The 19,147-nt window shown below is 71.2% G+C and carries 17 protein-coding genes; 10 read left to right on the plus strand and 7 right to left on the minus strand.

The window, feature by feature from the left end:
* The 6 genes from pgl to QM634_RS00165 all read left to right on the plus strand — a co-directional run bounded on the left by pgl (window position 1) and on the right by QM634_RS00165 (window position 6,934).
* Window positions 1-741 (plus strand): 6-phosphogluconolactonase, encoded by a 741-nt coding sequence (gene pgl / locus QM634_RS00140; protein WP_415040743.1) that lies wholly within the window; start codon window positions 1-3, stop codon window positions 739-741.
* Window positions 742-811: 70 nt separating this feature from the next.
* Window positions 812-2,455, plus strand: coding sequence for a long-chain fatty acid--CoA ligase (locus QM634_RS00145; protein ID WP_415040744.1), 1,644 nt, complete (start codon window positions 812-814; stop codon window positions 2,453-2,455).
* A gap of 2 nt (window positions 2,456-2,457) precedes the next feature.
* Complete coding sequence (locus QM634_RS00150; protein ID WP_415040745.1) at window positions 2,458-3,513, plus strand: zinc-binding dehydrogenase; 1,056 nt, start codon at window positions 2,458-2,460, stop codon at window positions 3,511-3,513.
* Window positions 3,514-3,580: 67 nt separating this feature from the next.
* A complete protein-coding gene (locus QM634_RS00155; RefSeq protein WP_415040746.1) occupies window positions 3,581-3,790 on the plus strand; it encodes a heavy-metal-associated domain-containing protein in 210 nt (69 codons plus the stop codon).
* 7 nt (window positions 3,791-3,797) lie between these two features.
* A complete protein-coding gene (locus QM634_RS00160; protein WP_415040747.1) occupies window positions 3,798-4,679 on the plus strand; it encodes a heavy-metal-associated domain-containing protein in 882 nt (293 codons plus the stop codon).
* A gap of 11 nt (window positions 4,680-4,690) precedes the next feature.
* The gene (locus QM634_RS00165) at window positions 4,691-6,934 is read left to right on the plus strand and encodes a heavy metal translocating P-type ATPase (protein ID WP_415040748.1); all 2,244 of its coding nucleotides are present in this window, start codon (window positions 4,691-4,693) and stop codon (window positions 6,932-6,934) included.
* 16 nt (window positions 6,935-6,950) lie between these two features.
* Here the strand turns inward: QM634_RS00165 and QM634_RS00170 are convergent, their stop codons facing one another.
* The 3 genes from QM634_RS00170 to QM634_RS00180 are packed head-to-tail and all read right to left on the minus strand — an operon-like array spanning window position 6,951 to window position 9,437.
* Window positions 6,951-8,033 (minus strand): LLM class flavin-dependent oxidoreductase, encoded by a 1,083-nt coding sequence (locus QM634_RS00170; protein WP_415040749.1) that lies wholly within the window; start codon window positions 8,031-8,033, stop codon window positions 6,951-6,953.
* A 1-nt stretch (window position 8,034) separates the two neighbouring features.
* On the minus strand, window positions 8,035-8,784 hold the full coding sequence (locus tag QM634_RS00175) for a VOC family protein (RefSeq protein ID WP_415040750.1): 750 nt from the start codon (window positions 8,782-8,784) through the stop codon (window positions 8,035-8,037).
* Window positions 8,781-9,437 carry a PaaI family thioesterase gene (locus QM634_RS00180; protein WP_415040751.1) on the minus strand — a complete coding sequence of 219 codons (657 nt, stop codon included), beginning with the start codon at window positions 9,435-9,437 and terminating at the stop codon, window positions 8,781-8,783. Before QM634_RS00180 ends, QM634_RS00175 begins: the two co-directional genes overlap by 4 nt.
* 123 nt (window positions 9,438-9,560) lie before the next feature.
* Between QM634_RS00180 and QM634_RS00185 the strand changes: the two genes are divergently transcribed.
* Both QM634_RS00185 and QM634_RS00190 read left to right on the plus strand, forming a co-directional pair.
* Window positions 9,561-10,391: a crotonase/enoyl-CoA hydratase family protein gene (locus QM634_RS00185; RefSeq protein WP_415040752.1), complete on the plus strand. Its 831-nt coding sequence runs from the start codon at window positions 9,561-9,563 to the stop codon at window positions 10,389-10,391.
* A gap of 1 nt (window position 10,392) precedes the next feature.
* Window positions 10,393-11,319, plus strand: a complete 927-nt coding sequence (locus QM634_RS00190; protein WP_415040753.1) for an N-acetylglucosamine kinase — start codon at window positions 10,393-10,395, stop codon at window positions 11,317-11,319.
* On the opposite strand, the gene htpG is transcribed toward QM634_RS00190, so the two are convergent.
* Entirely contained in the window at window positions 11,316-13,274 is a 1,959-nt protein-coding gene (gene htpG / locus QM634_RS00195) for a molecular chaperone HtpG (protein WP_415040754.1), read from the minus strand. The two genes, QM634_RS00190 and htpG, sit on opposite strands and share 4 nt — an antisense overlap.
* A gap of 92 nt (window positions 13,275-13,366) precedes the next feature.
* Here htpG and QM634_RS00200 point away from each other — a divergent pair, with 92 nt between their 5' ends.
* Entirely contained in the window at window positions 13,367-14,137 is a 771-nt protein-coding gene (locus tag QM634_RS00200) for a PIG-L family deacetylase (RefSeq protein WP_415040760.1), read from the plus strand.
* Here the strand turns inward: QM634_RS00200 and QM634_RS00205 are convergent.
* Complete coding sequence (locus QM634_RS00205) at window positions 14,089-15,351, minus strand: MFS transporter (RefSeq protein WP_415040755.1); 1,263 nt, start codon at window positions 15,349-15,351, stop codon at window positions 14,089-14,091. The two genes, QM634_RS00200 and QM634_RS00205, sit on opposite strands and share 49 nt — an antisense overlap.
* A gap of 79 nt (window positions 15,352-15,430) precedes the next feature.
* Here QM634_RS00205 and QM634_RS00210 point away from each other — a divergent pair, with 79 nt between their 5' ends.
* Entirely contained in the window at window positions 15,431-16,357 is a 927-nt protein-coding gene (locus QM634_RS00210) for a 5'-3' exonuclease (protein ID WP_415040761.1), read from the plus strand.
* A gap of 7 nt (window positions 16,358-16,364) precedes the next feature.
* Here QM634_RS00210 and QM634_RS00215 read toward each other — a convergent pair whose 3' ends face one another.
* Window positions 16,365-17,015: a DUF4333 domain-containing protein gene (locus QM634_RS00215; RefSeq protein WP_415040756.1), complete on the minus strand. Its 651-nt coding sequence runs from the start codon at window positions 17,013-17,015 to the stop codon at window positions 16,365-16,367.
* A 70-nt stretch (window positions 17,016-17,085) separates the two neighbouring features.
* A partial coding sequence (locus QM634_RS00220; protein ID WP_415040757.1) for a helicase-related protein occupies window positions 17,086-19,147 on the minus strand: 2,062 nt, incomplete at its 5' end.

Below are 19,147 nucleotides of genomic sequence, written 5' to 3' on the forward strand. Positions count from 1 at the left end.
ATGCCCGCCAGCCCCTCCGTCGAGACCCATGAGTCCGCCGCCGAACTCGTCACGGCCGCCGCGGACCGGCTGGTGGGGGTGATCGCCGACGCCCAGCGCGAGCGGGGGGTCGCCCGCGTCGTCCTCACCGGGGGCAGCAACGGGATCGCCCTGCTGCAGGCCCTCGTCGGCCGGACCGACGAGATCGACTTCCCCGCCCTGCACCTGTACTTCGGCGACGACCGGTTCGTGCCCGCCGACGACGCCGAGCGGAATGTCGGGCAGGCGCGGTCGGCGCTGCTGGACGACCCGGACGCCTCCGGCGCCCAGATCTTCGAGATGGCGGCCAGCGACGGCGCCTTCGGCGACGACATCGAGGCGGCGGCGGCGGACTATCGGGCCACCATCGACGCCCTGGCACCCGGCCCCGACGGCGCGGTCTTCGACGTCCATCTGCTCGGCATGGGCGGCGAGGGCCACATCAACTCGCTGTTCCCGCACACCCCGGCCGTCGCCGAGTCGACGCGGTCCGTGGTCGCGGTGACCGATTCGCCCAAGCCACCCCCGCGGCGCATCACGCTGACGCTCCCGGCGGTCAACTCGGCCCGTCACGTGTGGTTCCTCGTGGCCGGGGCGGACAAGGCCGACGCGGTCGCCGCCGGGGTTCGCGGCGCCGATCCGGCCGACTGGCCGTGTGCCGGAGCGCACGGTCGCACGAGCACCGTCTGGTACCTCGACCGGGCCGCCGCGGCAAAGCTCTGACCCCCGCCCGCACCACCGCCACCGCGCTGTAAGTTGGATCACACCAACCCAACGCAGGAGGCAACTCGCAGTGATCGCATCGACCATGCAGACCGGGCACCTGACCATCGACAAACTCGTCGAGCACAGCCGGCGGACCTTCCGCGAGGCCGGCATCGATACCTGGACCGGTTCTGAACTGCGGCACATGTCCTACCCCGAGATGGGCGACAAGGCTGCCCAGCTCGCCCACGCACTGGCCAAGCTGGGCGTCGAGCGCGGCGATCGCGTCGCGACCTTCATGTGGAACAACAACGAGCACCAGGTCGCCTACTGCGCCATCCCGGCGATGGGCGCGGTGCTGCACACCCTCAACCTGCGCCTCTCGCCCGAACAGGCCGTCTACATCATCAAGCACGCCGACGACAAGGTGATCATCGTCGACGCCTCGATCGCCCCGATGCTCGCGGCGTACGTCAAGGCGACGCCCAACGTCCGGCACGTCATCGTCGCGAACGGCCCCGCCGACGCCTTCGAGGCACCGGAGGGCATCACGGTCCACTCCTTCGACGACCTGATCGCCGGCGAGTCGACCGAGTACGAATGGCCGGAGATCGACGAGAAGGACGCCGCCGTCATGTGCTACACCTCGGGCACCACCGGTGACCCGAAGGGCGTCGTCTACAGCCACCGCAGCATCTGGCTGCATTCGATGCAGGTCCTCACCAACGACAGCATGGGTCTGGGAAACAAGGATTCGGTGCTGGCCATCGTGCCGATGTTCCACGTCATGTCGTGGGGCCTGCCCTACGCCGGGATGATGGCCGGGCTCACGCTCATCATGCCGGACCGCTTCCTGCAGCCCGAGCCGCTCCTGGCGATCATGGCCGCGGCCAAGCCGACCTTCGCGGCGGCCGTGCCCACCATCTGGCAGGGCGTCGCCGCACAACTCGCCCTCACCCCGCAGGACATCAGCCACCTGCGGGAGGTCGTCGTGGGCGGCGCGGCGGTCCCGCCGTCGATGATCAAGCAGTTCGACGAGTTCGGCACGCGAATCGTGCACGCCTGGGGCATGACGGAGACGTCGCCGCTCGGCTCGGTCGCACACCCGCCGTTCGGCGTCGAGGCCGGCGAGAAGGAGTTCGCCTACCGCGTCACGCAAGGCCGTTTCCCGGCGTCGGTGGAAGCGCGACTCATCGACGACGACGGCAAGGAGGTGGCGTGGGACGGCGAGTCCGCCGGTGAGCTGCAGGTCCGCGGTCCGTGGATCACCGGCGCCTACTACTCGCCGGACGGCCCCGTCGTCGACCCGGACAAGTTCGACGACGGCTGGCTGCGCACCGGCGACGTCGCCTCGATCACGCCCGACGGCTACATGACGATCGTCGACCGGACCAAGGACCTGATCAAGACCGGTGGCGAGTGGATCTCGTCGGTCGAGCTGGAGAACACGATCATGGCCGATCCGGCGGTGACCGAAGCCGCCGTCGTCGCGGTGCCCGACGAGAAGTGGGACGAGCGGCCGTTCGTACTGGCCGTCGTCGCCGACGAGGCCGCCGCCGACCCGGCGAAGCTGCGCGCGCACCTGGCCGAGTCGGTTCCCCGCTGGCAGTTGCCCGAGCGCTGGGCATTCGTCTCCGAGGTGCCGAAGACCTCCGTCGGCAAATTCGACAAGAAGCGCATCCGGGCGGAGTACGCCGACGGCGCGTACGACGTCGTCGAGGTTCGCGACTAGCCGTGCGGGCGCTGAAGCTGGTCGACGCGAACCGCCTCGAGCTGCGCGAGGTGCCGGTGCCCGATCCGGGCCCCGGTCAGGTTCGGGTGCGCATCGCCGGCGCGGGGATCTGCCATTCCGACGTCACGATCATGGCGGCGGGCATGGAGGGGTCCCCGTTCCACGGCATCACCATCGGGCACGAGGGCGCCGGATATCTCGACGCCCTCGGTCCCGGGGTGTCCGGCCTGGTCGAGGGCGGCCCGGTGGTCATCGACCTCATGTGGGCCTGCGGCCACTGCCGCCAATGCGTGCAGGGCCGCTCCAACGCCTGTCAGACCACCGGTACCCGGTGGATGTTCCCGACCACGCCCGGCCTGGGCCCAGATGGGACCATGGCCGAGTACATGATCGTCGGCGAGCGCCACGTGGTCCCGCTCGACGGCGGGACGCTCCCGGCGCTGGACCCCGCGGGGGCCGCCCCGTTGGCCGATGCCGGCGTGACCCCGATGCATGCGATCAACACCGTGCGCGACCGGCTCGACGCCGGGGCCGTCGTTGTCGTCGTCGGACTCGGCGGCCTCGGGCACATGGCGGTGCAGATCCTGCGGGCCGTCGGCGCGGCCCGCATCATCGCCGTCGACGCCAACCCGGCCAAGGTCGCCCAGGCCGAACACCTGGGAGCCGACCTCGCACTGAACGCCGACGACCAGACCGCGGCGCGCATCCTCGAGGAGACCGACGGGTTCGGAGCGGACGTCGTGTTCGATTTCGTCGGCGTCGACGAATCCGTGGCCCTGGCCACCGCCGTCGTCGCGCCCGAGGGGCACTTGCGTCTCGCGGGGCTGGGCGGCGGATCCTTCACGTACGCGCTGAACGGCGTGAACGCCGTGCCCTGGGGCGTCACCGTGCAGACCTCGTACGGCGGCACGCGAACCGATCTGGACGAGGTCGTCGCCCTCGCCCGGCGCGGACTGATCCACGTCGAGACCACGACGTACCCCCTGGACGACTACGCGCGGGCGTTCGCCGATCTGGAGGCCGGCAGCCTGCCCGGCCGCGCCGTCCTCCTGCCCTGAGCGCAGGGTGGTCAAGCCCACTGCACCCGTCCTTGCGCAATACCCCCCTAGGGTATAACTTCGGGGTATGAGCACAGCAACGTACAAAGTCACCGGAATGACCTGCGGGCACTGCGAGGCGTCCGTGCGCGAAGAGGTCGGCGAGATCCCCGGCGTGACCGGCGTGGACGTCAGCGCCGCGACGGGCGACCTCACCGTCACCGCCGACGGCGCCATCGACGACGCCGCGGTCCGCGCCGCCGTCACCGAGGCCGGCTACTCGGCCACCCGCGCCTGAGACCGCCGTGAACGCGCCCGCGCGGCTGTCCCTGTTCGCCGTCGGCCTGCTCGCGGTGTTCGGCGCCGCACTGCTGGTCGGCCGCTACGTGGTCCCCGATCAGTCCAATCGACCCGCCGCCCCCGCGCATGGCGCCCACGGCGGACACGGGGGCCACTCCGACCACGCCATGGGCGGCGGCGACGACGTCTCGCCGCCGGTGTCGGGCACGTCCTCGACCGCGGGCGCCTACGCCCTGACGTCGCTGTCCGGGCCGGCCACCGTCGGCCAGAGCGCGCCGATCACCTTCACCATCACCTCCGGCGACCGTCCGCTCACCGCGTTCACCCCGGCGCACGAGAAGGAGTTGCACCTGATCGTCGTGCGCTCGGACGGGGCCCACTTCGCCCATCTGCACCCGACGCGCGACTCGGCCGGCGCCTGGAGCACCGCATGGACACCCCCCGCCGCCGGCGCCTACCGCGTGTTCGCCGACTTCGTCCCGGGCGACCGCGCCGGCGACGAGCCGGTCGTCCTGTCCAGCACTCTCGAGGTCGGCGGTGATTTCGCGCCCGTGGTCCCCGTGCTGAACCGTACGAGCACGGTCGACGGCTTAACCGTCACCCTCGACGGCACCCTGGCGCACGGCGGGTCGTCGACGCTCACCGCCCAGATCCGCCGCAATGGTCGGCCCGTGGCGCTGCAGCCGTATCTGGGGGCCCTCGGCCACCTGGTCCTGCTCCGGGCGGGCGACCTCGCCTACAACCACGTGCACCCGCTGGCGGGCACCGGCTCGGACGTCCCCTTCGCCGCGACCGCCCCGTCGGCCGGCCGCTACCTCGCCTACCTCGACTTCCAGGTCGACGGCACCGTGCACACCGCACCCTTCGTCCTCGACGCGCAGCACTGACCGGAGGCACCATGACCACCGCCCCGAAGAGCGACACGACGACGATCGACTTGGCGATCGGCGGCATGACCTGCGCCTCCTGCGCCAACCGGATCGAGCGCAAGCTCAACAAGCTCGACGGCGTCGACGCCGAGGTCAACTATGCGACCGAGACCGCCCACGTCCGGGCACCCGCCGGAATCGACCCCACGACGCTGATCACCGAGGTGGAGAACGCTGGTTACACCGCCGAGCTGCCCACTCCGCCCGGCGCCGACTCCACGCCCGTCGAGGACGCCGGCGACGCGGAGTTGCGCGGTCTGCGCCAACGGCTGATCGGCGCGGTCGTGCTGTCCGTGCCGGTCATCGTCCTGTCGATGGTGCCCGCCTGGCAGTTCGACTACTGGCAGTGGCTCTGTCTGACACTCGCCGCCCCCGTGGTCGTGTGGGCCGGCTGGCCGCTGCACCGCGCCGCGTGGATCAACCTGCGCCACGGCGCGGCGACCATGGACACCCTCGTTTCGGTGGGCACCCTGTCGGCCTTCCTGTGGTCGCTGTACGCACTGTTCCTCGGCACCGCCGGCGAGAAGGGCCTGCGCCACCCGTTCGCGCTCACCATCGAGCGCGGTGACGCCACCTCCCACATCTACCTGGAGGCGGCGGCCGGGGTGATCATGTTCATCCTCGCGGGCCGGTACTTCGAGAAGCGCGCCAAGCGCGATGCCGGGGCCGCGATGCGCGCACTTCTCGACCTGGGCGCCAAGGACGTGGCGGTGCTGCGCGACGGATCCGAGACGCGCATCCCGATCGACGACCTCCGCGTCGGGGACGAGTTCGTCGTCCGGCCGGGCGAGAAGGTCGCCACCGACGGCGTCGTCGTCAGCGGGACGTCGGCGGTCGACGAGTCGATGCTCACCGGCGAATCGGTGCCGGTCGAGGTCGGCCCGGACTCCGCGGTCACCGGCGCCACGGTCAACGCGGGCGGCCGACTGGTCGTGCGCGCCACCCGCGTCGGCGATGCCACCACCCTGGCGGGCATGGCGCGGTTGGTCACCCGGGCGCAGTCGGGGAAAGCGCCGGTCGCCCGACTGGCCGACCGGATCGCCGGCGTTTTCGTCCCCATCGTGATCGCGATCGCCGTGGCCACGCTCGGGGTGTGGCTGGGCGCCGGGGCCGGGGCGACGGCCGCCTTCACCGCCGCGGTGTCGGTGCTGATCATCGCCTGCCCGTGCGCCCTCGGCCTGGCCACCCCGATCGCCCTGCTCGTGGGCACCGGTCGCGGTGCACAACTGGGGATCCTCATCAAGGGCCCCGAAGTCCTCGAATCCACCCGGCAGATCGACACGATCGTCATGGACAAGACCGGCACGGTCACCACCGGCGACATGACTCTGGTCGACGTCCTGCCCGCCGACGGCACCACGCGTGCCGACCTGCTCCGCATCGCCGGCGCGGTGGAGAACGCCTCGGAACATCCGATCGGCGCAGCCATCGCCCGATCCGCGCGCGAGGAGGTCGGCGACCTGCCGGTCCCCGAGGGATTCGCCAACATCGACGGCAGCGGCGTCCAGGGCGTCGTGGACGGCCGAGCCGTCGTGATCGGCCGTCCGGCGCTGCTCGCCGACTGGTCGATCACGCTTCCCGACGACCTCGCCGAGCAATTCCGCGCCGCACAGAACCGCGGCCACACCGTCGTGGCGGTGGGTGTCGACGGCAAGCCCGCCGGCCTGCTGGGCGTCGCCGACTCGGTCAAGCCGACCAGTGCCGAGGCCGTCCGGCAGCTCAAAGACCTGGGCCTGTCCCCGATCCTGCTGACCGGCGACAATGCGGCGGTCGCGCGGACGGTCGGCGCGGACATCGGCGTCGACGACGTGATCGCCGAGGTGAAGCCGGCCGAGAAGGTCGCCACCATCGCCGACCTGCAATCCGCGGGCAAGGTTGTGGCCATGGTCGGCGACGGCGTCAACGACGCGGCCGCACTGGCCCAGGCCGACCTGGGCCTGGCAATGGGTGCCGGCACCGACGTGGCGATCGAGGCCTCCGACATCACGCTCGTCAACGACGACCTGCGGGGCGCACCGAAGGCCATCGAGCTGTCCCGCGCGACGCTGCGGACCATCAAGACGAACCTGTTCTGGGCCTTCGCCTACAACGTCGCCGCGATCCCGCTCGCCGCACTCGGCCTGCTCAACCCGATGCTCGCGGGCGCCGCCATGGCCTTCTCGAGCGTCTTCGTCGTGGCCAACAGCCTGCGGCTGCGCCGCTTCAAGGGCTGAGCCCGGCGGCCCCGGCTCACGCGCCGAGGATCTCGCGCACCCGCGGCATCACCCGCGTCGCGTACAGCTCGATGCTGTGCATCAGCTTCTCGTGCGCCATCGGCCCCGAGGCGTACTTGAAGTCGAATCGGGTCAGACCCAACGCCGTGGCGGTGTCGGCGATGCGCCGCGCCACGGTCTCCGGCGAGCCGACGTATTGCGATCCGCTGCGCGCCTCCGCGACGAGCTTGTCCTTCGTCGCCGGCGGCCACCCCCGTTCACGGCCGATGCGGTCGTTCATCGCCCGGTAGTGCGGCCAGTACTCGTCGAGGGCCTGCTCGTCTGTGTCGGCGATGTGCCCGGGCGAGTGGACGCCCAACGGCAACCGCGCGGTCTGCCCCGTCTCGGGCGCGAGCTGGACCTGGGCGCGCCGGTAGAGGTCGACGTACTGGGTGAACCGACCGGGCGCCCCACCGATGATCGCCAGCATCATCGGGATCTGGTGGGTCACCGACCGCACGACCGACTCGGGGCTGCCGCCGACGCCGATCCACGCGGTGAGCCGACCCGACTCGGTCTTGGGATAGACCTGTTGGTCCTGCAGGGCCGTCCGATGGCGACCCGACCAGGTCACGGGTCGTTCGGTGAGGAGCCGGGCGAACAGGTCGAGCTTCTCCTCGAAGAGCATCTCGTAGTCGGCCAGGTCGAATCCGAAGAGCGGGAAGGACTCGGTGAACGATCCGCGGCCGAGGATCACCTCGGCGCGCCCCCGCGACACCGCGTCCAGCGTGGCGAAGCGCTCGTAGACGCGCACCGGGTCGTCGGAGCTGAGGACCGTGACCGCGGTGCCCAACCGGATCCGCGAGGTCTGCCCGGCGATCGCCGCCAGGACCACGTCGGGCGCGCTGATCGCATAGTCGTCGCGGTGGTGCTCGCCGAGCCCGATCACGTCGACGCCGAGTTCGTCGGCCAGCACCGCCTCCGCGACGACGTCGCGGATCACCTCGGCGCCGCTGCGCCGGCGGCCGTCCTGCCCGGTGCTCATGTCGCCGAAGGTGTCCAGGCCCAGTTCGATGTCCGGACCGGCGACGATGGCCGGGTCGAACGGAGCGTCGGCCATGTCAGCCCCCGATGATGATCGTCGGGACGGCGAGGCGGTCGTCGCGCACGGTGAACACACGGGTGCCGCGCTTGTGGCCGTCGCGGATGGGGCTGAGCGCCACCCCGTCGGAGGTGAGCCGTGCATGGGTGGCGTCGACGTCGGAGCTGGCCCAGGCCAGGCCCCACAGGGCGATGCGGTCGTCGGGCGCATCCCCGACCAGAACCTCGACGATCGTCCCGCCGCCGCGCAGGAAGAGTTGATGGACGCCGCCCATCGCGGGCACGGAGATCTGCTGCTCGAGGCGGAAGTCGAAGCGCAGGGTCGCACCGAAGAGGGCCAATGCGGCGTCACGCGAACGACTGGTCATCACCACGTGGTCGAGCGAGCCGATGTCGGCGGTGGCAGGCATCTCGGCCGTGCCGACCGCGGCCGCATCGACGACGCCGACCGGCGCCTCACCGGCGACTGCGATGCGCGCATCCGCGATGCCCGGGCCGGGCTCGACCGCTAGTCCACGTCGCCCCAACAGCACGGTGGCGGTGTCGAAGGGATCGGCTGCCGCGGTGTCGACCAGGTCTGTCGCCGGAACGAGCAGCCGGGGAGGCCCGTCGCCGCCGCGCACCACCAGCAGGGTGGAGCCGACGCGCCACTCATGGTCGTCGCCGGATCGGCGGCCCGGCCCCAGGAGGCCCTCGTAGGCCTCGATTGCGGCGGTGGCCGACGGGGTCGACACGACCACCGCGGCGGACACCCCCGTCGCGGACGTCACTGCGGGCGACCGAGCTTTTCGCCGAGGTCGCGGACCTCCTTGGGCAACACGAAGATCCCCTCGGCCTCGGCACACAGGCCGTCCGGGGTTTCGATGTGGCCGACCGCGAACGTCTTCACGCCCTCCACCCTATCGACATGGGCCTGCGCCCGGATCGGCCCGAGCCGCGTGCCCTTGCGGTAGCGCACGGTGAGTGTGCCGGTCATGCCCGGGACGCCGGCGTGATCGGCGGCCGCACCGAGGACCTGGTCGAGGAACAGCGCGACGATTCCCCCGTGGACGAGTCCGGGCGGCCCCTCGTAGGCGGGCCCGATCTCGGCCTCGGCCCAGGCGACGCCGTCGTCGTGGCGCACCGTCAGCGGCGGGGCGATCGGGTTGCGCAACCCGACGGCCGCGTTGCCCCACGATCGCCGCGAGCCGTCGGTGTTCCACCGCACCCCGAACGGCCCGGGCATCCGCTTGGCGTCGAGCAGCGCGGCGGCCTCGTCGATCAGGGCGCGCGCCCGGTTGATGTCGTCGGGATCGACATCGGTCATCACGGTGGATTCGATCAGCGCGCGCACCGATTGGGTCAGCGGCCCGAACAACGCCGCCTCGGCCTCGATCTCCTCGGGCGTCTTCGCGTCCGCCGTGTGCCCGTCGAATACCGACATCGTGCCTCACAATCGCCAGGTGGCCGTCCACACCTCGCGACGGCCATTTCTAGAACACGTTACAACTCTCCGGCCGCCGGTCCGGCTTATCCGCGAGCCGCGTCGCGGGTAGCGTTGTCACCCATGACGTACGTGCAGGAATGGAAGGCCTTCGACGTCGCCGTCGCGGACCAGATCGCCGAGGTGACCCTCATCGGCCCGGGCAAGGGCAACGCCATGGGGCCGGACTTCTGGAGTGAGCTGGTGCCGTTGTTCGGCGCCCTGGACACCGATCCCGAGGTCCGCGCCGTCGTCCTCGCCGGCGCGGGCAAGAACTTCTCCTTCGGACTGGACCTGCCGGCGATGGCGGCGGACTTCGGCAAGGTGCTGGCCGATGACGCCAAGGCCGGACCGCGCACCGAGTTCCACGACACGATCAAGCGCATGCAAGCCGGGATCAACGCCGTCGCCGACTGCCGCAAACCGGTGATCGCCGCGGTCTCCGGCTGGTGCATCGGCGGTGGCGTCGACCTGATCACCGCCGCCGACATCCGATACGCCGGTGCCGACGCGAAGTTCTCGGTGCGCGAGGTGCGGGTCGCGATCGTGGCCGACATGGGATCACTCGCCCGCCTCGGCGGCATCATCGGCGAGGGCCACGTCCGCGAACTGGCGTTGACCGGCAAGGACATCGACGCCCGGCGAGCCGAGCAGATCGGCTTGGTCAACGACGTGTTCGATGACGCCGAGTCGGTCCTCGCCGCGGCCCGGGCCACCGCCCGGGAGATCGCCGACCTGCCGCCCCTGGTCGTCCAGGGAACCAAGACGGTGCTCGACCACACCCGGCGCGCCCAGGTGGAGGATTCGCTGCGCTACGTCGCCGCCTGGAATGCCGCCTTCCTGCCCAGCGAGGATCTCACCGAGGCGATCTCGGCGGTCTTCGAGAAGCGCCCGCCCACGTTCCGGGGGCGTTGACGTGACCCGCGCCAGAATCGCCGTCGACTGCGGGCAGACCGGTGCCCGCGTCCGCATCACCGAGCCGGGCGGCGACGAACCCGCCATCGTGAAGCTTCCCGGGGTCCGCACCGATCACCCGGTCGTGCCGCAGGTCGCCGAGATCGTCGAGCACGCGCTCAACGGGCGGAGCCTGCCGGGGGCGGAGTTGGCCGCCGGGGTCTCCGGACTGACGCCGGGCGCCACCCGCCCCGACGAGCTGCTCGTCGCCTGCGCGGCACTCGGCGTCACCCGGGTGGCGCTGGCCCACGACTCGGCCACATCCTTCCTGGCGGCCAACCGGCTCGAGGCCGGCGCGGTCGTCGCCGCCGGCACCGGCGTGGTCACCCTCGGCTCCGGCGCCCGGACCGCGAAGGTCGACGGTTGGGGCATGTTCGGCGACGCCGGCAGCGGGTATTGGATCGGCCGGGCCGGCGTCGAGGCCGCGCTGCGCGCCTTCGACGGTCGGGGCGCGGCAACATCGCTCACCGGGTTGGCCGAGGCCGAGTTCGGCCCGCTGCCCGAGATCTACATGGTCGTCCAGGCCGATCCGCTGCGCGTGCGCCGCACCGCCGGATTCGCCAAGGTCGTGGCCTCGGCGGCCGACGCCGGCGACGAGGTGGCCCGTGGCATCCTCGACGACGCGGCCGCCGAGTTGGCTACCTCCGTCGACGCCGCGCTGCGCGGTGCGGGCTGGCGCTCCGGCGACCCCTGGCGGGTCAGCTGGATGGGCAAGGTCATCACCACCAACCCGCGGTTGCAGGCGCGTTTCCGCGACCTGGTCGCGCGCGCCCATCCCGGGGTGAGGACCGCAGAGCCCTACGGCATCCCCCTCGACGGCGCTTCGCTGCTCCTCGACCTCCCCGAGGACCACCCCGTCAAGGCACTCGTCGCCTACGCCGGCTCCTAGTCGGCGGCGCCGCCCACCCGATCGGCGAGCACGTCGGCCAGGGTCTTGGCGAACGCGGCCGGGTCGGCGAGTTCGCCACCCTCGGCGAGGAGCGCCAACCCGTACAGCAGCTGCGCCGTCGGTACGAGCGCGTCTCGCCCCTTCTCGTCGGCGATCGCCGTGTTCAGCCCGGCGACGAGCGGATGGTCCGGGTTGAGCTCGAGGGCCCGTTTGACGTGCGGCACCGGCTGCCCGGACGCCCGGTAGAGCTTCTCCAACTGCGGCGACATCGAGTACTCGTCACCGACCAGGCACGCGGCCGAGTCGGTGAGGCGGCCCGAGAGTCGCGCCTCGGTGATGTCCTCGCCCAGCGTCTGCCCCAGCCAGGCGAGCAGGTCGGCGTATTCGGCGGACTTCTTCTCCAACTCGGCGGCCGCAGCAGACTTCTCCTCCTCGCCGTCGGCGGCGTCCAGATCGACGCCGCCCTTGGCGATGGAGACGAAGCGGTGACCGTCGAATTCGCCGACCGCCTCCACCCACATCTCGTCGACCGGATCCGACAGGGTGAGGACCTCGATGCCCCTGGCGGCGAAGGCCTCCATGTGCGGGGAGTTGCGGATCTGCTGCTGCGACTCGCCGGTCATGTAGTAGATCGCCTCCTGGCCGGGCTTCATCCGGCCGATGTACTCGGCGATCGGGGTCAGAGAGTCGTCGGCGTCCTCGGAGGTGTGGGTCGAGGCGAACACCGAGGCCTTGAGGATCGCCTCGCGATTGTCGGGGTCGTTGACCAGGCCCTCCTTGAAGACGCGGCCGAAGTTCACCCAAAACGTCCGGTAGTCGTCGGGGCGGGAGGACCGCAGGTCGGCGACCGTGCCGATGACCTTCTTGGTGAGGCGACGCCGGATCGCGCGGATCTGCCGGTCCTGCTGCAGGATCTCCCGGGAGACGTTGAGCGAGAGATCGGCGGCATCGACGACACCGGTCACGAAGCGCAGGTACTCCGGCAGCAGGTCGGCGTCGTCCATGATGAACACGCGCTTGACGTAGAGGTGGATCCCACCGCGCTGCTGCGGGGCGAACAGGTCCATCGGCGGCTGTGTCGGCAGGAACAGCAGCGCCTCGTATTCGAAGGTGCCCTCGGCCTTGACCGAGATCACCTCGAGCGGGGCGTCCCAGGCGTGGCCGACATGACGGTAGAACGTGGCGTACTCCTCGTCGGAGACCTCGTCCCGGGGCCGGGCCCACAGGGCCTTGCCCGAGTTCAGGGTCTCCCACTGGGCGGTCCCGTCCTCGCCGGCCGCGCCGCGCATCTGGATCGGCCAGCTGATGAAGTCCGAGTAGCGCTTCACCAACGCCCGCAGCTGGGCCGGATCGGCGTAGTCGTGCAGATGGTCCTCGGTGTCCACGGGCTTCAGGTGCAGCGTCACGCTGGTGCCCTGCGGGGCGTCGTCGACGGTCTCCAAGGTGTAGGTGCCGTCGCCGGTCGACTCCCATTTCGTGCCCGCGCTCTGCCCCGCCTTGCGTGTGACGAGGGTGACCTTGTCGGCCACCATGAACGTCGAGTAGAAGCCGATGCCGAACTGTCCGATCAGCGCGTCGGAGGCCGCCGCGTCCTTCGCCTCGGCGAGCCGCTGTCGAAGTTCGCCGGTGCCCGACTTGGCGAGTGTGCCAATCAGCTCGACGACCTCCTCGCGCGACATGCCGATCCCATTGTCGGCGACGACGAGTGTGCGGTCCTCGCCCGCCACCTCCGGCGTGAGCGTGATGCGCAGGTCGCCGGTGTCGACGTCGAGATCCTTGTCCCGCAGCGACTCCAGGCGCAACTTGTCGAGGGCGTCCGAGGAGTTGGAGATCAGCTCGCGCAGGAAGCTGTCCTTGTTCGAGTAGACCGAGTGCACCATCAGGTCGAGCAACTGGCGCGTCTGCGCCTGGAACTCCCTCGTCTCGGGCTGCGCGTCGGGTCGGGCGTGGGCCATGGGGCGGACTCTCCTTTCCGGCCCTCGCAGACGGAGGGCCTCGCACGGGTTTCGCGGCACATTCTATGCCTGCCTATGCTGGGGTTATGCCCCTGCCGCCCCCGCGTGTGCTGTGCGTCCAAGCCCATCCCGACGACGAGACGATCTGGACCGGCGGGACGATGGCCCTGCTGGCCGCGACGGGTGCGGTCGTCGACGTCGTGACCACCACGTGGGCACCGGGGAAGCCGCGCCACGCCGAGCTGGTGGACGCGCTGCGCACCCTGGGCCTGCCGCGCGCACCGATCATGCTCGGCTACGCCGACGGCGGGGTCGCCGAATCCTCGACGCGCCCGCCGCTCACCGCCGCGCCGTTCGACGAGCAGGTCACCGAACTCACCGCGCACATCCGCGCACTGCGGCCCGATCTGGTCCTCACCACCGACGCGTTCGGCATCTACGGTCACCCCGACCACATCCACACCCACCGTCTCTGCCTGGCTGCGGCAGAGGCGGCCGCCGAACCACACCTCTACCCGGAGGCCGGTGAGCCGTGGCAGGTGTCCTCGGTCTACCTGGTCACCGTGAGCAGCTCCCGGTCCGGTCGGGCGTGGGAGGAGGTGATGGCCGCACGCGGCCAGGCCGATCCAGACCCGGCGTTCTCCTTCGGCAGTCCGGACGACCGGATCGACGTGGTGGTCGATGTTCGCGAGGTTCTCGACGTGAAGTGGCGCGCCCTGCAGGCGCACCGCACCGAGTTCGAGCGCAGCCGCACGCTGCGCGCCATCCGCGCACTGGACGAGCCGGTGCGCGAAGCACTGCTCGGCTGGGAGTGCTATCTGCGGCGCGATCTGACCGCGGGCGGTCGGGCACTGCTGCCCTGACGGTCGCCGCGCAAGCGGACGACGAGGATCACCGCGACGATCGTCACCGCCGCGAGGATGCCGCCGCCCAGTAGCGGTGCACGCGGGCCGAACACCTGCGCCAGCCAGCCCATCAGCGGAGCGCCGATCGGCGTGCCGCCCATCATCACCATCGCGTACAGGGCCATCACGCGCCCGCGCAGCTCCGGATCGGCGGTGGTCTGTACGAACATGTTGGTGGCCGTCATCGTCAACAGGCCGGCGAGCCCGACCACCGGCAGCAAGCCGAGATACGCGGGATAGTCCGGCATGAACCCCAACACGCAGAGCAGCGCGGTGAACACCAGCGCCGCGCCGACGACGTAGCGCAGCGGCGGCGCCGCCAACCGTCGGGCGGCGATGAGCGCACCGGCGAGGGAGCCGATCCCCATGACCGACCCCGCCCAGCCGTAGGCCCGTGCGCCCAGGCCGAACTCCTTGCTCACCATCACCGCATTGGTCAGTTGGAAGTTCAGGGCGAAGGTGCCCACGGCGAAGCCGACGCCCAGCGCGATGAGCAGCTCCGGCCGCGCCGCCACGTAGCGGAACCCCTCGCGCACCTGCCCCTTGGCCCGCGACACCGGTGTCGTCCGGTCCAACTCGTCGGGCCGCAGGAGCATCAACGCGATCAGCATCGCGCCGTAGCTGACCGCGTTGGTGAGAATCGCCCAGCCGCTCCCCCACGCCGCGATGACCAGGCCGGCGACGCCCGGGCCGATGAGACGGGCGGCGTTGAACGAGGCGCTGTTGAGGCCGATCGCATTGGTGAGGTTGCCCCGACCGGCCACCTCGGTGACGAAGGCCTGGCGGGCGGGGACGTCCACCGCCGAACCGATGCCGAAGACGAGCGCCACCAGGTAGACGTGCCAGGTGTGCGCATGGCCGCTGATCGTCAGCACGCCGAGCACCAGGGCGCACACGGCCATCCAGGTCTGGGTCAGCGCCAGCAGGTGGCGTTTGTCCATCCGGTCGGCCAGCAGGCCGCCGAAGGGCGACAGGAGCAGCGCCGGCAGGAACTGCAGCGCAGTGGTGACGCCCACTGCCACCGCCGATCCGTGGGACAGCTCCAGGACGAGCCAGTCCTGGGCCACGCGCTGGATCCACGTGCCGATGTTCGACACCAGTGCGCCGGTGAAGTAGATGCGGTAATTGCGGTGCGACAACGAGGCGAACATCCTCGAATCGCGCAACGCCATGTCATCCACGCTACTCGCGGTGCGATCATCGGCGCCGCCGCCAGGTGCCCGTGCGAGACTGTCAGCCATGGCCTCCCTGATGCTGCTCGACGGCGCCAGCCTCTGGTTCCGGTCCTTCTACGCGATCCCGGAGAAGGTGACCGCCCCCGACGGTCGGCCGGTCAACGCGCTGCGCGGCTTTCTGGACACGATCTCCTCGCTGGTGACCGCGCACCGCCCGACCCGTCTGGTGGTGTGCCTGGACCTGGATTGGCGACCGAGGTTCCGCACCGACTTGATCCCGTCGTACAAGGCGCACCGGGTGGCTGACGAGTCCGTCGACGGCGATGTCGAGGAGGTTCCGGACGCGCTGACCCCGCAGGTCGAGATGATCCTCGCCGCGCTCGCCTGCGCCGGCATCGCCACCGCCGGCGCCCGGGGCTGCGAGGCCGACGATGTGATCGGCACCCTCGCGGCCCGCGAGCGCTCCGACCCGGTCCTCGTGGTCAGCGGGGATCGCGATCTCCTGCAGGTGGTCGCCGACGAGCCGGTGCCGGTGCGGGTGCTGTACGTCGGGCAGGGATTGGCCAAGGCCCTGCTGATGGGTCCGCAGGAGGTCGCCGACAAGTACGCACTGTCCCCCGGCCGTGCCGGCACCGACTACGCGGAGATGGCGATCCTGCGCGGAGATCCCTCCGACGGCCTGCCGGGGGTGCCCGGAATCGGTGAGAAGACCGCCGCGAGACTGCTCGTCGACTACGGCAGCCTCGACGCGATCGAGGCGGCGGCCGCCGAGGACGGCTCGGCGTTGAAACCGCGGCCGCGCGCCGCCCTGCTCGAGTCGGCCGACTATCTGCGCGCCGCGCGGACCGTCGTGTTCGTCAAGGGGGACGCCGACGTCATCGGGGACGACGACGATCGGCTGCCCACCGCTCCGAAGGATCCGGCCGGGCTCGAGCGACTCGCCGCCGAACTGGGCGTCGAATCCGCCGTGGCGCGGCTGCGCACCGCACTCGGCTGGGGTTGAGCCCGCGTCAGCTGGGCGCGCCGACCTCGAATCCGCCCTTGCTGTCCAGGAAGGTGACGGTGACCCGCTGGCGCCGACCGTCGATGCTCACGGTGCAGGTGAAGGACTCGCCCTTCTTGACCTTCTGACCCGACGGACAGCTGACGTTGGACACGTTCTGCACCTGGTAGTCGGAGGTCAGGATCTTGGCGACCCCCTTCTCCGCGCCCGACTCGGACAGGGTCCGCGGCGCCCACCCCGGCCACAGGAAGGCCGTGACGGCCAACAGGCCGACGAGCACCACGAGACCGATGCCGGAGAACAGCAGTGCCTTCAGCGCCCCCGAGGAGCCGCCAGACGGTGCGCCGGGGGCACCCGGATAGGGCTGGCCGGCGAAGGGCGGCTGCCCCTGCTGCGGGTACTGACCCGGCTGACCGAACGGCTGTCCGGGCTGGCCGGGTTGGACCGGCTGGCCGGGCTGGGCCGCGGTCGGCGGGACGGCGCCGGGCGGCACCGGGTAGCCGGGCTGCGGGGCCGCCGGGAACTGGGGAGAGGCCGCGGTGCCCGGCACCGGGTACTGGTACTGCTGCTGAGGAGCCGCCGGCGACTCGACCGCCTGCGTCACTTCCTCGCTCGGATCGGTGGTCGCGTCCGACTCCGGCTTCTGCGGCTCGGTCATGGCATCCTCCCTAGGGTCACGGCGCACACCGGCGAACTGCGGCGGCGGACGGCCCCCAACCTACCGCACATCAACCGATCTCGACGGCGACCACTCCGCGGCGGATCGCACCGATGGCGCGAACCGCGGTCCGCCCCACCCGGTCTCCGGATCCGGCGCATCCCGCGATCTGGTCCAACAGGTCGATGACCTGGCGATTCCACCGGACGAAGTCGCCCGGCGACAACAGCTGGCCGGCGTCGCCGGCCGCCATCAACGACTCGGCCAATGACCGACCCGACGCCCACATCGACACGGCCACGGAGAAGCCAGTGTCGGGTTCCCGGGTGGGTGTGACACCGTGACGCGTCTCCACTCCCACCAGGTCCCGCCAGATGCGACCCGTGTCCGCCAACGCGCCGCGAAGCGCACTCGACCCCGGCATGCGATCGGCCGCGGCGGCCGAGTCCCGGCGGGAGGTGTACACGAGACTGGCCACGACGGCCGACAGCTCGTCGGCGGACAGGTCCTCCCACACGCCTTCGCGCAGGCACTCGCTGACCAGCAGGTCGCTCTCGCTGTAGATCGACCGCAGGCGCAGCCCGACCTCGGTGACCGTCAGGTCACCGTCGTCGGTGCGGGCCAGGTAGCCGAGTTCGACGAGGACGGCGACGACCTTGTCGAAGGTCGTGCTCAGCTCCGAGGTGCGTTGGGAGATTTCGGCCTCGAGCGCGCGGACCTCGCGCAGCAGCCGGTTCCGCTTCTCTGCCAGGCGGACCAGGTCGTCGACGTCGGTGGCCGTGTGCGCCGGGTGCTCGCGCAGGATCGACCGGAGTTCGGCCAATTCGGCGTCGTCGGCGGCCGCCGCCCGCTTGCGCTGCTTGCCCTTTGGCAGGGTGACGCCGGTAGCGCGCAGTGCCGACGCCAGGTCCCGGCGACCGCGCCCGGTCCGACGGTCGACCTGACGGGCCAGGCGCATGTTGCCCAGCACGGCCGGCGGGTTGAGGAAATCGCGCGTCCCCACCCGTCCGCACCAACCGTCCTGCGCCAGCACCATCGGCTTGGGGTCCACGACGTCCTCGGCGGTCTCGACGACGACGGCGACACCGCGGTGGCGGTTGCCGTAGAGGCCGATGATCTGGCCCCGCTTGAGGTTCGCCAGATCCTCGGCCACCTCCAGTTGGGCGCCTTCGCGCCGGGCGAACTTGAGGTCGCGCTCGCGGCGCCGGATGTCCTCGCGCAGTTCCATGTAGCCGGTGAAGCCGCGGTACCGCTCGTCTCCCGCCGCGTCATCGTCGATGCCGCGTCGTCGGGCCTCGCGCGACAGTTCCCCGTCGACCTTGCGCAGCTCGTGGCGCCGCGCGTCGAGTTTGCGCGCGCGGCCCACCACCGAACGGTCCGCCTGGAACTGCGCGAACGACCGCAGGAGCAGCTCCCGCGCCCCGGCGAGCCCGAGGCGCTCGATCAGGTTGACCGCCATGTTGTACTCCGGCGCGAACGAGCTGCGCAGCGCGAACGTGCGCGCTCCCGCCAGACCGGCCACCTCGGCGACCTGCAGCTGCGGGGTCCACACGACGACGGCGTGTCCCTCGGTGTCGATGCCGCGCCGACCCGCGCGTCCGGTCAGCTGGGTGAACTCCCCCGGCGTCAGGTCGACGTGGGCCTCGCCGTTGTACTTGACGAGGCGTTCGAGGACCACCGACCGGGCCGGCATGTTGATGCCCAGTGCCAGGGTCTCGGTGGCGAACACCATGCGCACCAGACCGCGGACGAACAGTTCCTCCACCGCGTGCCGGAAGGTCGGCAGGAGCCCGGCGTGGTGGGCGGCGAAACCGCGGCTGATGCCCAGCCGCCACTGATCGGCGCCCAGTACGTCGGCGTCGACCGGGGACAACTCGGCGAGGTGGCGGTCGGCGATCTCGAGAGCCTGTTCGCGCTGCTCGTCGTCGAGCAGGTTGATGCCCGAGCGGATGCACTGGTGCAGCGCCCCGTCGCATCCCGCACGGGAGAAGATGAAGTCGATCGCCGGGAGCAGGCCGTCCCGGTCGAGGCGGGTGACCATCTCCGGCCGGGACACCGGTCGCGTGCCCCCGCCGCGCCGCGGACCCCCGCGTCCCCGGTGCCGGCCGCCCGCCCGCCGGCCCCGTCCGTGG

Source organism: Gordonia sp. (in: high G+C Gram-positive bacteria), from assembly GCF_047606305.1.
GTDB lineage: Bacteria > Actinomycetota > Actinomycetes > Mycobacteriales > Mycobacteriaceae > Gordonia.

What these genes read in the sequence shown, in the direction of transcription:
- pgl (WP_415040743.1), top strand. Translation starts at nt 1, where the DNA reads ATGCCCGCCAGCCCCTCCGTCGAGACCCATGAGTCCGCCGCCGAACTC.
- QM634_RS00170 (WP_415040749.1), bottom strand. Translation starts at nt 8,033, where the DNA reads ATGGCCGACGCTCCGTTCGACCCGGCCATCGTCGCCGGTCCGGACATC.
- QM634_RS00155 (WP_415040746.1), top strand. Translation starts at nt 3,581, where the DNA reads ATGAGCACAGCAACGTACAAAGTCACCGGAATGACCTGCGGGCACTGC.
- htpG (WP_415040754.1), bottom strand. Translation starts at nt 13,274, where the DNA reads ATGGCCCACGCCCGACCCGACGCGCAGCCCGAGACGAGGGAGTTCCAG.
- QM634_RS00215 (WP_415040756.1), bottom strand. Translation starts at nt 17,015, where the DNA reads ATGACCGAGCCGCAGAAGCCGGAGTCGGACGCGACCACCGATCCGAGC.
- QM634_RS00205 (WP_415040755.1), bottom strand. Translation starts at nt 15,351, where the DNA reads ATGGCGTTGCGCGATTCGAGGATGTTCGCCTCGTTGTCGCACCGCAAT.
- QM634_RS00180 (WP_415040751.1), bottom strand. Translation starts at nt 9,437, where the DNA reads ATGTCGGTATTCGACGGGCACACGGCGGACGCGAAGACGCCCGAGGAG.
- QM634_RS00165 (WP_415040748.1), top strand. Translation starts at nt 4,691, where the DNA reads ATGACCACCGCCCCGAAGAGCGACACGACGACGATCGACTTGGCGATC.
- QM634_RS00185 (WP_415040752.1), top strand. Translation starts at nt 9,561, where the DNA reads ATGACGTACGTGCAGGAATGGAAGGCCTTCGACGTCGCCGTCGCGGAC.
- QM634_RS00210 (WP_415040761.1), top strand. Translation starts at nt 15,431, where the DNA reads ATGCTGCTCGACGGCGCCAGCCTCTGGTTCCGGTCCTTCTACGCGATC.